Below are 14,660 nucleotides of genomic sequence, written 5' to 3'. Positions count from 1 at the left end.
CATTGCACTCGCTATTAAAACCAGTACACTCAAAACACAAATAAATTTTAAGCAATAAAAAAGGAACTGTTATGAGCGAGGCTTATATTATTGATGCCATTCGCACACCACGCGGAAAAGGAAAAAAAGACGGCTCTCTTTACGAAGTAAAACCAATTACCTTACTCACCACCTTATTAAATGAATTACAGCAGCGCCATCAACTCGATACATCTAAAGTCGACGACATGGTTTTAGGCTGCGTAACGCCTATTGGTGACCAAGGCGGTGATATTGCCAAAACGGCAGCGATTGCAGCAGGTTGGAATGATGATGTTGCTGGAGTTCAAATCAATCGTTTTTGTGCTTCAGGGTTAGAAGCAGTCAACATGGCAGCCATGAAAGTTCGTTCTGGTTGGGAAGATTTAGTGGTTGCTGGTGGCGTTGAATCAATGTCACGCATTCCAATGGGTTCCGATGGCGGTCCGTGGGCGCTAGACCCTGAAACAAATCTTAAGTCATCATTTGTTCCACAAGGTATTGGGGCTGACCTCATTGCAACCTTAGATGGTTATAGTCGTGAAGATGTTGATAATTTCGCTGTGAAGTCACAACAAAAAGCAGCAGCGGCTCAATCAAATGGTTATTTCAATCACTCTGTCGTACCAGTACAAGATCACGCAGGCGTGGTGATTTTAGATAAAGATGAATTTATTAAAGGCAACACTACACTCGAAGGTCTAACGAAGCTCAACCCAAGTTTTGAAATGATGGGGCAAATGGGCTTTGATGCGATCGCTTTGCAAAAATATCCAGAAGCACAGAAAATTAATCATGTTCACCACGCAGGTAACTCATCAGGTATTGTTGATGGAGCAGCTGTAGTTTTATTGGCCTCTGAAAAGGCTGTCAAAGAACAAAATTTAAAACCACGCGCTAAAGTGTTGGCGACTGCATTAGTCGGTACTGACCCAACGATTATGCTGACTGGCCCTGCTCCTGCTGCACGTAAAGCTTTAGAAAAAGCTGGCCTTACTATTGATGATATTGACCTGTTTGAAGTCAATGAAGCATTCGCGGCAGTTGTAATGCGTTTTATTAATGAGCTCAACATCCCTGCTGAAAAAGTCAACGTAAATGGTGGTGCGATTGCTTTAGGCCATCCATTAGGAGCAACAGGTGCCATGATTTTAGGCACACTACTTGATGAGCTTGAACGACAAGATAAAAAGCGCGGTTTAGCGACGCTCTGTGTTGGCGGTGGGATGGGTATTGCCACCATTATTGAACGCGTATAAAAATTAGGGAAATAAAAGATGAGTGCAATTCAATACGAAAAAAATGCCGACAATATTGTCATTTTAACACTTGATTCAACTGGTCAATCTGCAAACACCATGAATGCCGAGTTTCGTGACTCGCTCGATGAAGCAACACAAAAACTTAAAGCAGAAACAGAACTTTCAGGCGTTATTTTCCGCTCGGCTAAAAAAACTTTCTTTGCAGGCGGTGATTTAGATGAGCTGATTCAAGTTCAGCCAGAACATGCAACTGACTTTTTTAATATGGTTGAAAAACTAAAAGGTCATTTACGTACAATTGAAACCCTAGGAATTCCAGTGGTTGCTGCATTAAATAGCACAGCACTTGGCGGTGGTTGGGAAATCGCATTAAGTTGCCATCACCGTATTGCAATTAATGACCCGAAAAGCAAATTTGGCCTACCAGAAGTCACTTTAGGCTTATTACCAGGCGGCGGCGGTATTGTACGTATGGTACGTCTGCTTGGGCTTCAAAATGCATTTCCATTTTTAATGGAAGGCAAACAGTTCGGTGTTGATAAAGCAAAATCTTTAGGTTTAATTCACGATACTGCTGAAAATGAACAAGAGCTTTTAGATAAAGCAATCGCATGGGTAAAAGCGAATCCAAAATCTCAACAACCTTTTGATGTGAAAGGCTACAAAATCCCAGGTGGTGATCCAAAAACTCCAGCAGTTGCGCAAGTTCTTGCAATTGCCCCAGCCATGTTAAGAGACAAAACCAAAGGCTGTTACCCTGCCCCTGAAGCGATTATGGCTGCCGCAGTTGAAGGCGCTCAAGTCGATGTCGATACCGCTTTGCGTATTGAGTCTCGCTACTTTACCCAACTTACAACAAGTCAAATTTCTAAAAACATGATCGGCACTTTCTGGCATGGTCTAAATGCAATTAAGTCTGGTGCTAGCCGCCCTGCCGATGTGGCAAAATGGCAAGCGACTAAAGTTGGTGTATTAGGTGCAGGCATGATGGGTGCTGGTATTGCCTATTCAACCGCAATTAAAGGCATTCCAGTTGTCCTCAAAGATGTATCTGCAGAAAATGCTGAGAAAGGTAAAGCTTATTCACAAAAGCTTCTTGATAAACGTGTTTCACAAGGCCGTATGACCGCAGAAAAACGTGATCAGGTTTTATCTCTCATTACGGCTACAGCTTCAGCTCAAGACCTTCAAGGCTGTGACTTAATTATTGAAGCGGTATTTGAAAACCAAGAACTCAAAGCTAAAGTCACTCAAGAAGCGGAACAATATCTAACTGCCAACGGTGTAATGGCATCAAATACATCAACCCTGCCAATTACAGGTTTAGCTCAAGCAAGTAAGGATGATAAAGCTTTTATCGGTCTGCATTTCTTTAGCCCTGTCGACAAAATGCAGTTGGTCGAGATCATTAAAGGTAAAAATACCTCTGCAGAGACACTTGCTAAAGCCTACGACTTCGTACAACAAATTGGAAAAACACCGATTGTTGTCAATGATAGCCGTGGTTTCTTTACGAGTCGTGTGTTTGGTACGTTCATTCAAGAAGGTATGCGTTTGCTTGCAGAAGGTGTCCACCCAGCACGTATTGAGATGGCTGCCCTTAAAGCAGGCATGCCTGTTGGGCCACTCGCCATTCAAGATGAAGTGTCTTTGACATTAACCGAACATGTTGCTAGTGAGGCACGAAAAGCTCTGCAAGCTGAAGGTAAAGATCTACCTAAAACCTCTGTAGATGAAGTGGTTCACACCATGATTCATGAGCTAAACCGTAAAGGTAAAGCTGCTGGTGCAGGTTTCTATGAATATCCAGAAAATGGTAAAAAGCACCTTTGGGAAGGCTTGAACCGTTGGCAAAAAAATCATGATATTTCTGAACAAGATATGATTGATCGCATTCTGTTTGTACAGGCCTTAGATACCTTACGTTGTTACGAAGAAGGTGTGTTGGAGTCTGTAATTGATGCCAATGTCGGTTCTATTTTTGGAATTGGTTATGCACCTTGGACGGGTGGAGCGATTCAATTCCTAAATCAGTATGGTATTGATAAAGCACAAAAACGAGCTGAAGAGTTAGCTGCAAAATATGGTGAACGTTTTACACCTCCAACTTTGCTAAAAACCAAAGCTGAGCAGAAACAAAATATTCAATAACTTAGACTTATTGAATATTTAAAAACTGCATAAACCTTGCCCATATAAATATATTTTATTTATATGGGTTTTTCTTTATGACCTTTAAGATTTCAGCCTCACACCTAAATATGCTATAAATAGACTTCATTTTTGTGCTTCTACAGCACATTCGAGAAATTCTTATGTCCGATAAAAATTCTTCCGAGTCAGCAGTTCTAGGCTGGAAATTTGTTCTGATCGTTGGTGTTTTAAGTACGATTTTCCTTGGCTTTTTCTATTTAGCGATGAGTAATGAACCTGACTATATGCCAGGAGCACAGCGCAAAGCACAACAAGAGCAAATGCAGCAAAAAGCTGAACACTCTACGGAGCAACACGCTCAACATGATGATATGCCTGAAATGGACATGCAAGAACATAAGCACTCAACTCAGTAATCAGATATTTTTCAAATGACAGATTTTTCCCGCAACGCACTGGTTGTAGAGGGTGGAGGCATGCGTGGTGCCTTTACCAGTGGTGTACTTGACGCATTTTTACAACAGCAGTTCAATCCTTTTGACTTATACGTTGGTGTATCGTCTGGTTCAACCAATGTGGCTAACTACTTGGCAGGCCAGCAAGGCCGCACTCTAACGTTTTATGTCGATCACTCACTCCGCCCTGAATTCATCGATTACAAACGCTTTTTCAAAGGCGGTGATTTACTTGATTTAAAATGGATGTGGGAAATTGGTGAGCAAGAGCACCCGCTTGACCAACAGAGTCTTTTTGCCAAAAATCCTGATTTTTATATGGTGTTGACGCATGCCAAAACAGGTCATGCAGAATATCTTCGTGCTGGTAAAGATAATTTGCTAAATGCACTTCGTGCTTCTAGCTCAATTCCAGTTTTAACGCGTCATCCTGTCGACATTATGGGTGAACCTTATTTTGATGGTGGCGTTGCAGATGCCCTACCGGTTCGCTGGACGGCGCAGCAAAGTGATGTAAAAAAACTATTGGTTTTACGCACACGCCCGAAAAACTACTTTAAGGCGAGTAGTCGAGGTGATCAATTCCTCGCGAAATATGCATTTAAACATCACTATGGTTTTGCAAATAGCTTACGTAGCCGTTGTGCTCGCTATAACGCTTCGGTCGATTTTGTCCGTGGTCAAAACCCAGAACAGCAAATTTTAGAAGTTTGCCCACCGCCACTTAAAAATATGGCTGGCCGTTTAAGTACTAATCCTAAAAAGCTTCGTTATAGCTATGAAGTCGGTTTAGAAACAGGGCTGCAAGCAATTGAAAGCTGGAATGCAATGAAATAAATCTAAATTGAGATTTCTAAAAAGAAGTCTCAATTTAACTCTAAAACCATATCTATATGTGGAATACCGCAGTCTTCGTAAACTTCACCCTGCACTTTAAAACCTAAAGCTTCGTAAAAAGCTGTCACATAAGTTTGCGCAGAAAGCTTTAAATGAGGCAGTTTATGACTACGTGCATAGTCAATAATATGCTGCATTAGAATTTTACCTATACCTTGCTTTCGATAAGGCATTAAAACAGCAACACGCCCTACGCTATGTTGTGGCAACAAACGTGCTGTAGCGATAGGCTGCTCTTTGTCATAAACAATAAAATGCAAAACTGTGGCATCTAAATCATCCCATTCATCTTCAGCCGCAATTCCCTGTTCTTGAATAAAGACTAGCTCACGGATGTATTTCGCATCTTGCTCAAGTTGTTCCCAACTACCCACTATAATTTTATACATCCGCTCACCGTCCTAGCACTTGCAGCCAATATTTTCGATCGGCAACTGATCTTGCAATAGCAATTCCAACGTTTGTTTTTTAATACCATACATTTCTTTCAATGCTTGGATTTGAACCATAATCTTGGTATCAGGTTCAGAAACATTTTTGCGTTTCGTCGCCAAAATCATTTTATTTTTGCTGGTATGTTCAAGCGATACAAACTCAAAAACTTTAGTTTCATAGCCATACGCTTTTAAAAGTAACGCACGTAAAGTATCGGTCAGCATTTCGGCTTGTTGCCCTGCATGAATACCAAACTGTAGCATTGGTTGTAAAACTTCTGGGCTATGTAATTGAGGGCGTAACTCTTTGTGACAACACGGCGCGCACATAATCATTGAAGCGTTTAAACGAATTCCAGTATGAATGGCAAAGTCAGTTGCAATATCACACGCGTGTAAGGCAATCATAACGTCCAGTTTTTCTGGCTGATAACTACGGACGTCACCTTCAAAAAAGTCTAAATGGTTAAAATGCACTTTGTCTGCAACATTCTGGCAAAACTCAACCAGATTCGGGCGCAATTCGACTCCAGTAATCAACGGTGTTTTCTGCTGCTCTTGTAAATAATCATACAAAGCAAAAGTTAAATAACCTTTACCCGAACCAAAATCGACAATGCGTAACTCTTGTTGAGATGCATCAATTTGCTCATAAGCGCTCGCAAAGATTTCAATAAATTTATTAATCTGTTTCCATTTACGCGCCATGCTTGGAATGATTTGGCCTTTTTCATCGGTAATACCAAGCTCTTTTAAAAATGCATTGCCCTGCTGTACATAGCGTTGCTTTTCACGATCATGAGTCTGAACGGTTTGGGTCGCATTTACTGCCTGCTTTTTACCCATATTTAATAGCGCTTTTTTCTTATTTTTTTTAAGTTGAATTTCTTGATTAGTTGAAAATAAATTCGCTTGCTTACACTGTATGATTAACTGCTCAATCTGCTGCAAACCATCTTCGAATGAATAGTTTTTAGTCATATCTTGGGTAGTATGATGGTATAAAGCTGAAAGCTGTTTTTGTCCATGTAGCTCTACAACGCGGAAAGTAATTTTTTCCAGCTGAGCCAACTCTCCTTTATATTGGCTCAAGATCAAACGCTCAAAAGCTTGTTGGTCAAGCATTTGCTTGATTTCATGAAAGAATTGCTGTTCTTGCTCAAAGGAGAAAACCGACACGGATATACCTAAAAATGAAGACTCATATAAGATAGAAGTTTAAAGGGTCTAGGATTAAAAATAAAATAACTTTACGACTGTTTTGTATTTCTATACATTCGTATTTTTAATCAAAAAAATTAAACTTATGAGTAAATCTATGTTGGAAACTTACGATCCAAAAGAAGAACTATTTAATGCCTACAGCCATGGGGCTGGTATTATTATGGCAGTTATAGCTTCTATCTTTTTAATTATAAAGGGATCTTATCTTTCAACTGCTCAATGGGTGGGTTTATGGGTTTACTCATTTAGTCTCATTCTAGTTTTCACCAGTTCAACACTCTATCACTTTGCTCAAACACAAAATTTACGCTACTGGTATAAGAAGCTTGACCATACAGCTATTTATTATTTAATTGCTGGAACTTATACCCCATTCTTAAGCATCGCAATTCCTACTACAAAAGCTCATTATCTGCTAATTGCACTATGGGGCATCGCTGCAATTGGTACACTTTTCAAGTTAGTTTTTATTCATCGTTTTCAAAAAATTTCTTTGCTCGCTTATATTTTAATGGGATGGCTTGCCGTGTTTGTTATGGATGACATGCGCACTTATTTAAGTAAAGATGCATTGATTTTCTTGATTATTGGCGGATTAGCTTATACGGTTGGAGCATTGTTTTACGCGTTAAAAAAGGTAAGATATACCCATGCGATCTGGCACATTTTTGTGCTTTTAGGTGCAGGAGCACATTTTCTTGCGATCTATTGGTACATAGTTTAGTTCATTTTTCACTCTTATTCAGTGATCCTGAAAGAGTCATGGATGATGTTCTTTCACGCTATTCTTTTAGAAAAATACATCTTTAAAAGGAATAGTAAATTAAAAATAAATTTTAACTGATATAAGGTTTTATATGGATTCAACCTCTGCGCCTGCTGCTCCAGCAGTAGCCACTAATTCAAAAATGCGGGTTTTGTTTGCAAGCTTAGTCGGTACAACCATTGAGTTCTTCGACTTTTATATCTATGCAACTGCTGCCGTTCTTATTTTTCCTCACCTGTTTTTCCCTGCTAGTAGTGGCAGTGCCGCAGTCTTACAATCTTTAGCAACCTTCGCGATTGCCTTTATTGCCCGCCCCATCGGTGCAGCAATATTCGGTCATTTAGGAGACCGTATTGGTCGGAAAGCCACATTGGTTGCAGCTTTACTGACCATGGGTATTTCAACCGTATGTATTGGTTTACTTCCTACCTATGCGCAAATTGGGATTTTTGCTCCCTTATTATTGGCCCTATGCCGTTTAGGACAAGGTTTGGGATTAGGTGGTGAATGGAGTGGTGCGGTATTACTTGCAACTGAAAATGCCCCTGAAGGGAAAAGAGCATGGTATGGCATGTTCCCGCAACTCGGCGCTCCAATTGGCTTTATTTTGGCAACTGGTTCATTTTTATTATTGAGTGCGACTATTCCTGAGCAGGCATTCATGCAATGGGGCTGGCGTATTCCATTTATTGCAAGCGCTGTATTAGTCATTGTGGGCTTATATATCCGTTTAAAACTCCATGAAACTCCAGCATTCCAAAAAGTTTTAGATAAGCAAAAAGAAGTAAATATTCCGTTTAAAGAAGTCTTAACCAAACACACAGGTAAACTTATTCTTGGCACGATTGCAGCAATCTGCACGTTTGTCGTGTTTTATCTTACCACCGTATTTGCCTTAAACTGGGGAACCACAAAGCTTGGCTATGCACGTGGTGAGTTCTTAGAACTTCAACTCTTTGCCACACTTTGCTTCGCTGCATTCATTCCTTTATCTGCTATTTTTGCAGAAAAGTTTGGTCGTAAAACAACCTCAATTGGCGTCTGTATTGCTGCTGCAATTTTCGGCTTGTTCTTCTCTAGTATGTTAGAGTCTGGAAATACCTTAATCGTTTTCCTTTTCTTATGTACGGGCTTGGCGATTATGGGATTGACCTATGGTCCGATTGGCACAGTTCTTTCTGAACTTTTCCCAACCTCAGTTCGTTACACAGGTTCAGCATTAACGTTTAACTTAGCAGGCATTTTTGGTGCATCATTTGCGCCACTTATTGCAACTAAGCTTGCTGAAACTTATGGTTTATATGCGGTTGGTTATTATCTTACTGCAGCATCACTTTTATCACTTGTCGCGTTCTTACTCATTCGTGAAACAAAAAATGATGATGTAAATAATCAGATTTAAAGTTTTAAAGGCACCCTCATAAAAAAGCCAGTTCAAATTGAACTGGCTTTTTTATACATATATGAATTAATTCATTGATGCTGGATTCGAAGGCGCAATGCTATTTGATACAGCAGCAGGAGCTGTTACATTACTTGCTGCAACAGCAGCTGGCCCAGCAACAGCAGCTTCACCAATGAGTGCAACTTTAGCTTTCTCTTGGCTCTTCGCAGATAAAGCAGGGTTAGTTGCCACAATACGATTAATATTTGCTGAGTTTGCCGGAGCAATCGCAGTCGTTTGTAAAATAATTGGGCGATTACCTGTGTTACCCAACGTATAGCGAATGCCTGTACGCGGACTAATCACTGTTGTATTTTCTTGCTTCACTACAGCCTGAGCCGAAGTTGGCCCTTTTGCTGCAAGTACTTTATCAACCGTTGTCGTTTGAGGGGCTGAAGCTGCTTCTGCTGCGAAAACAAAACTAGGCACAGCAAGAACAGTTAAAAATAAAGGTTGTAATACTTTTTTCATTGTCTTTCCAACATACACTCTGGATGAGAAGTAAATAGCATTTAATGCTTAAAACTGCAAACATTATTCACAGGCTTACTACAAACATAAAAAAAGCAGAACAATTGTTCTGCTTTTTTTTGAAGGCAGATTAGATCTTACCGTGACATTGCTTATATTTTAGCCCTGAACCACATGGGCATGGTGCATTACGGCTTTCTGGAACAGGGAAAGCTTGCTGATCATCAGACTCGTTCATGGTTTCTTGAGAAAGTGTAACTTCGCCAGTTAAACCATCTACATCATCATGTTCAAAAGAAAGCTTCATCGACTCAGCTTGCTGCTGCTGTTGAGCTTCCATTTCTGCAAGTTCTTCTGGTGTTGGGATATGTACACGAGACAAATCAGTCACAACATCAGTTTTAATAATGCTCAACATATTTACAAACAGGTTGAAAGCTTCTTTCTTGTATTCCTGTTCAGGGTTCTTTTGCGCATAGCCACGTAAGTGAATACCTTGACGCAAATAATCCATTGCAGCTAAGTGATCTTTCCAATGACGGTCAAGAGAGTTTAAAACGAAGTGACGTTCAAGCATTGCTGCTGATTCATCACCCATTTGAGCACGACGCTGACGATAACGCTCAATCACTTCATCACTGATTCGCTCAACTAAACCTTCTTCATCTAGACGACGGTCTTGGTCTAACCATTCTTGAATTGGTAGCTCAATACCCAAATCAATACGTAAAGCGTTTTCTAAGCCTTCAACATCCCACTGGTCATGAATTGACTCTGGTGGAATAAAGTTAGCAATCACGCCTTTCATCACTTCATGATGCATTTCTTCAACGTATTCTTTTAACGTATTTTCAGCTAAAACTTCATCACGTTGTGAATAAATGATCTTACGTTGTTCATTATTCACATCATCGTATTTCAATAAGTTTTTACGAATATCAAAGTTACGCGCTTCAACTTTACGCTGAGCATTCTCAATTGAACGACTCACCATTTTGTGTTCAATCGCTTCATTTTCTTGCAGACCCATCGCGCGCATCATTCCAACTACGCGATCACCTGCGAAAATACGCATAAGGTCGTCTTCAAGAGACAAATAGAAACGAGAAACACCAGGGTCACCCTGACGGCCCGCACGACCACGTAACTGGTTATCAATACGGCGTGATTCATGGCGCTCAGAACCAATGATGTGCAAACCACCTGATTTCAATACATCTTCGTGGTCTTGTTCCCATTGTGCTTTCAGATGTGCTTCATCTTCAGCAGTAGGGTTTTCAAGTTTGGCAAGTTTTGCTTTCCAGTTACCACCCAAGATAATGTCCGTACCACGACCAGCCATGTTAGTTGCAATCGTTACTGCATTCGGGCTACCCGCCTGAGCAATAATGTCAGCTTCACGCTCATGTTGTTTTGCATTCAACACTTCGTGGTGAATACCAGCTTGCATTAACTTAGAAGATAAAATTTCACTGGCTTCAATGGTCGCTGTACCAATCAGAATTGGTGCAACACCTTGCTCACGAATATTCGTAATTTCCTGAATAATCGCATCGTATTTACCGTTACGGTTTAAATAAATTAAATCGTTTTGGTCATTACGTACCATTGGGCGATGAGTTGGAATAATCACAACATCAAGGCCATAAATTTCTTTCATTTCCGCAGCTTCAGTATCAGCAGTACCTGTCATACCTGAAAGCTTTTTATATAGACGGAAATAATTCTGGAATGTTGTGGTCGCTAAAGTCTGGTTTTCAGGCTGAATTTCCAACCCTTCTTTCGCTTCAACTGCTTGATGCAAACCTTCTGACCAACGACGACCCGGCATTGTACGGCCAGTATGTTCATCAACAATCACGACTTCACCATCGTGAATAATATAGTGAACATCGCGTTGGAATAAGAAATGTGCGCGAATAGCCGCAGACACATGATGAACAAGGCTTAGATTCGTTGCTGAATATAGGCTTTCACCTTCAGCCAACAAGCCCATCTGAATAAGTTCTTGCTCAACAGTTTCATAACCAACTTCGGTCATTTCAACTGAACGCTGCTTTTCATCAATCCAGAAATGCCCACCATCTGCCACTTTCTCTTCTTTTTGTGGATGTAATTTAGGGGGAATCGAATTAATTGCAGAATATAGATGCGAAGAGTCTTCACTTTGACCAGAGATAATTAATGGCGTACGTGCTTCATCAATCAAGATTGAGTCAACTTCATCGATAATCGCATAGTGCAAACCACGTTGTTTCTTTTCTGCTAAAGAAAACACCATGTTGTCACGTAAGTAGTCAAAACCGAATTCGTTATTGGTACCATAGGTAATATCAGCAAGATAAGCTTCCGCTTTTTCAGACGGACCTTGCATTGAATAGATTGTACCAATAGATAAACCCAAAAATTCAAATAATGGGCGGTTCAACTCAGCATCACGCTGTGCCAAATAATCGTTCACCGTAATAACATGAACGCCTTCACCACTTAATGCGTTTAAATAACACGCCAAAGTACCCATCAGGGTTTTACCTTCACCGGTACGCATTTCAGCAATTTTACCTTCATGTAAGGTAATACCACCAATAAGCTGAACGTCATAGTGACGCATGCCCATTACACGTTTGGCTGCTTCACGACAAACTGCAAACGCTTCTGGAAGTAATTTATCTAAACTTTCGCCATTATTATAACGTTGTTTGAATTCTGGAGTTTTTGCAGATAAGTCTGCATCGCTTAAAGCTGATATCGTCGGCTCGAGCGCATTGATTTGCTCAACAATTTTGCGCATGCGTTTGAGTTCACGCTCATTTTTTGTACCGAAGATACCTCCGATCAGACTTGCCAACATGGATAAACTCTCTAAATCTTGCTTGGTCAAATGAATAAACTTTTTCTCAGTCGTTTATTATGGTGCCAGAAATTTGAAGTACAAGGGGTTTGCACAAAACCCCTAAAAAAAATCTGATAGTTAGATGAATGGTATTTCATTCATCTAGTCCCCCTTAATGTGTTTGGCACCTAAAAATGCACCATTAACGCTCATCTATTAAGCATAACTTCCGAGAAATCTAATTTAGCAAATTTACCTTAAAGTTACATTGATTAAGCACTTAAAATAGTGAGTTTTAGTTATATATATTTACACTTATATAAAAAATTCATAATAAAATACAAAAACAATAATTTTAATCATAAAGTAAATGCTGCATATTCATTCAATCGAATAACAAATTATGAGCAATTGAGGAAATATCATGACACTACGATTAGGAGACACTGCCCCCGATTTTCAACAAGAATCGAGCGAAGGCATTATTCATTTTTATGATTTTCTAGGAGATAGTTGGGGAATCTTATTTTCACATCCAGCTGACTATACGCCAGTATGTACAACAGAGTTAGGTTACACAGCAAAATTAAAAGATGAATTTACGAAGCGTAATGTTAAAGCGATTGCTTTGTCCGTAGACGATGTAGAGTCTCATAAGGGCTGGATCAATGATATTAATGAAACACAAAACACAACGGTAAATTTTCCAATCATTGCAGATAAAGATCGTAAAGTATCTGAGCTTTATGGTTTCATCCATCCTAATGCCAGTGAAACACTCACAGTGCGTTCTTTGGTGATTATTGATCCTAATAAAAAAGTTCGCTTAATTATTACCTACCCTGCTTCAACAGGCCGAAATTTTAATGAAGTCTTGCGCGTTGTTGACTCATTGCAATTAACTGACAAGCATAAAGTCGCTACACCAGCGAACTGGCAGCAAGGTGAAGATGTCGTTATTGTGCCATCACTTAAAGATGAAGAAGAGATTAAACAGCGCTTCCCTAAAGGCTATACAGCGGTTAAACCATATTTACGCCTCACGCCACAGCCTGAGCAAGATTAAAGCCTTTAAAAAGGCTTTAATCGAAGCGCAAGACAAGCGAAGCGCGTAGGCAAGCATTCGAAAAGTTGGATACAAGACAAGCAAAGCGCGTAGTAAATCCTAAGCAAAATAAATCAATTTTTCACCCTTAAAAAGTCATCCAACGCGATGGCTTTTTTATTTATGTATTGAATACACATGGTTTTTACTGCTCAGATCAGTTATAACTCGAAGCGATTCGGTATAAAAAATAAAAATCATGATCTATAAAATTCATCATTTAAAGTGTGGCAGCATGTGCCCAGTTTGTGCCCCACTCTTTGGACAAAAAGGCTTCCGGGCTGAGGTCGTCTGTCATTGCCTTCTGGTTGAAACTGATCGAGGCTTAGTACTTATCGATACAGGCTTTGGCTTGCAAGATTATTTACATATGAAACAGCGCCTAGGCTCATTAGTTAAGCGTTTAGGCAAAATTGAGCCTAATCTTGAGTTTAGTGCCATTCAGCAAATTCAAAAGCTCGGGTTTAATCCGAAGGATGTACAACACATCTTTGTCACTCATCTTGATTTTGATCATGCAGGTGGAATTTCAGATTTTCCACATGCCACTGTGCATGTTTTAGCAGCAGAATATAACGCAGCCCAACTTCCAAATTTTAAGGGTAAACTTCGCTATAGAACCAATCAATATAAAGATCATCGCTACTGGAACTTTGTTGAATACCAGCAAGGTGAAGCATGGTTTAATCTCGAAAAGGTAAAAGGCTTTCCGCTGTTTCAAGATGAAATTTTAATGGTGCCTCTATTGGGGCATTCAGCTGGTCATTGTGGCATTGCGATAAAGCAACAGAATCAATGGTTATTATTTTGTGGAGATGCTTACTACTCACATCTAGAGTTAAACCCTAAAAATAAATTAAGATCGCTCAGTCTGCTGGAAAAAACATTTGCAGAAGATAATGAGCAACGCCTTGTTAATCTCAAACGCTTACAGCATTTAGCTCAACATGAGCCAACGATTGAAATAATTTGTGCTCATGATCCTTATGAGCTTAATCGGTATCAAACATGAAAAAATTATCGCTCATCACACTTCTCATCTGTATAAATTTACAAGGATGTATGCAGCATGAAAGTATTGCTCATGAGCAACGACCAAAAGACTGGGGTACTTTAGTCTCTCAGAGCCATAACTTTTATCAAATTAGTAGTGATGTTTTTCGCAGTGAACAACCGAGTCCTGCAATGATTTCAGAATTAAAGAACCATCAAATTGGAACGATTATTAATTTAAGGGCCAAAGATGCAGATACTTTAGTTTTTAAAGATGAAAATTTTAATCTTGTGCATATTCCTATCAACACATGGGCAATTGACCGACAAGATTTATTAGAAGTCATGCAACAAATTAAGATTGCTAAACAGAATAATCAACGTGTTTTATTGCATTGCTACCATGGTTCAGACCGTACAGGAGCTAGTGTTGCGATGTATCGAATTATTTTTGAGAATTGGGCAATTGATGATGCAGTTAAAGAAATGAAGCAAGGTGGTTATGGCTACCATATTATCTGGAAAAATATTGACCGTTTATTTACACCTGAGAATGTAAAATGGATTCAACAGCAACTGTCGAATCCATCTTAACTACCTCTTG

At 39.7% G+C, this 14,660-nt stretch carries 13 protein-coding genes; 9 read left to right on the top strand and 4 right to left on the bottom strand.

Annotated elements, in window-relative coordinates:
* Window positions 1-71 precede the first annotated feature (71 nt).
* The 4 genes from MMY79_RS03155 to MMY79_RS03140 all read left to right on the top strand — a co-directional run bounded on the left by MMY79_RS03155 (window position 72) and on the right by MMY79_RS03140 (window position 4,726).
* A complete protein-coding gene (locus MMY79_RS03155; RefSeq protein ID WP_252611956.1) occupies window positions 72-1,277 on the top strand; it encodes an acetyl-CoA C-acetyltransferase in 1,206 nt (401 codons plus the stop codon).
* 18 nt (window positions 1,278-1,295) lie between these two features.
* Complete coding sequence (locus MMY79_RS03150) at window positions 1,296-3,431, top strand: 3-hydroxyacyl-CoA dehydrogenase NAD-binding domain-containing protein (RefSeq protein WP_252611954.1); 2,136 nt, start codon at window positions 1,296-1,298, stop codon at window positions 3,429-3,431.
* A gap of 164 nt (window positions 3,432-3,595) precedes the next feature.
* A complete protein-coding gene (locus MMY79_RS03145; RefSeq protein ID WP_252611951.1) occupies window positions 3,596-3,850 on the top strand; it encodes a hypothetical protein in 255 nt (84 codons plus the stop codon).
* Between the two features lie 15 nt (window positions 3,851-3,865).
* Entirely contained in the window at window positions 3,866-4,726 is an 861-nt protein-coding gene (locus MMY79_RS03140; RefSeq protein ID WP_252611948.1) for a patatin family protein, read from the top strand.
* Window positions 4,727-4,755: 29 nt separating this feature from the next.
* Here MMY79_RS03140 and MMY79_RS03135 read toward each other — a convergent pair whose 3' ends face one another.
* Both MMY79_RS03135 and MMY79_RS03130 read right to left on the bottom strand, forming a co-directional pair.
* The gene (locus tag MMY79_RS03135) at window positions 4,756-5,175 is read right to left on the bottom strand and encodes a GNAT family N-acetyltransferase (RefSeq protein WP_252611946.1); all 420 of its coding nucleotides are present in this window, start codon (window positions 5,173-5,175) and stop codon (window positions 4,756-4,758) included.
* Between the two features lie 12 nt (window positions 5,176-5,187).
* Entirely contained in the window at window positions 5,188-6,399 is a 1,212-nt protein-coding gene (locus tag MMY79_RS03130; protein ID WP_252611944.1) for an SAM-dependent methyltransferase, read from the bottom strand.
* A 127-nt stretch (window positions 6,400-6,526) separates the two neighbouring features.
* On the opposite strand from MMY79_RS03130, the gene MMY79_RS03125 reads away from it, so the two are divergent.
* Window positions 6,527-7,168 (top strand): hemolysin III family protein, encoded by a 642-nt coding sequence (locus MMY79_RS03125; RefSeq protein WP_252611942.1) that lies wholly within the window; start codon window positions 6,527-6,529, stop codon window positions 7,166-7,168.
* A 133-nt stretch (window positions 7,169-7,301) separates the two neighbouring features.
* Window positions 7,302-8,612, top strand: coding sequence for an MFS transporter (locus tag MMY79_RS03120; protein ID WP_252611940.1), 1,311 nt, complete (start codon window positions 7,302-7,304; stop codon window positions 8,610-8,612).
* Between the two features lie 66 nt (window positions 8,613-8,678).
* Here the strand turns inward: MMY79_RS03120 and MMY79_RS03115 are convergent, their stop codons facing one another.
* Complete coding sequence (locus MMY79_RS03115) at window positions 8,679-9,125, bottom strand: hypothetical protein (protein WP_252611938.1); 447 nt, start codon at window positions 9,123-9,125, stop codon at window positions 8,679-8,681.
* A gap of 130 nt (window positions 9,126-9,255) precedes the next feature.
* Complete coding sequence (gene secA, locus MMY79_RS03110) at window positions 9,256-11,976, bottom strand: preprotein translocase subunit SecA (RefSeq protein ID WP_252611936.1); 2,721 nt, start codon at window positions 11,974-11,976, stop codon at window positions 9,256-9,258.
* 406 nt (window positions 11,977-12,382) lie between these two features.
* On the opposite strand from secA, the gene MMY79_RS03105 reads away from it, so the two are divergent.
* The 3 genes from MMY79_RS03105 to MMY79_RS03095 all read left to right on the top strand — a co-directional run bounded on the left by MMY79_RS03105 (window position 12,383) and on the right by MMY79_RS03095 (window position 14,650).
* Complete coding sequence (locus MMY79_RS03105) at window positions 12,383-13,024, top strand: peroxiredoxin (protein ID WP_252611934.1); 642 nt, start codon at window positions 12,383-12,385, stop codon at window positions 13,022-13,024.
* Between the two features lie 238 nt (window positions 13,025-13,262).
* A complete protein-coding gene (locus MMY79_RS03100) occupies window positions 13,263-14,075 on the top strand; it encodes an MBL fold metallo-hydrolase (RefSeq protein WP_252611932.1) in 813 nt (270 codons plus the stop codon).
* Entirely contained in the window at window positions 14,072-14,650 is a 579-nt protein-coding gene (locus tag MMY79_RS03095; RefSeq protein WP_252611930.1) for a dual specificity protein phosphatase family protein, read from the top strand. Before MMY79_RS03100 ends, MMY79_RS03095 begins: the two co-directional genes overlap by 4 nt.
* Window positions 14,651-14,660: the final 10 nt, after the last annotated feature.

This window comes from Acinetobacter sp. XS-4 (genome assembly GCF_023920705.1).
In the GTDB taxonomy this organism is placed as follows: domain Bacteria; phylum Pseudomonadota; class Gammaproteobacteria; order Pseudomonadales; family Moraxellaceae; genus Acinetobacter.
Note: the sequence above shows the minus strand (reverse complement) of the source record. Positions and strands in the feature narration are given on the sequence as shown.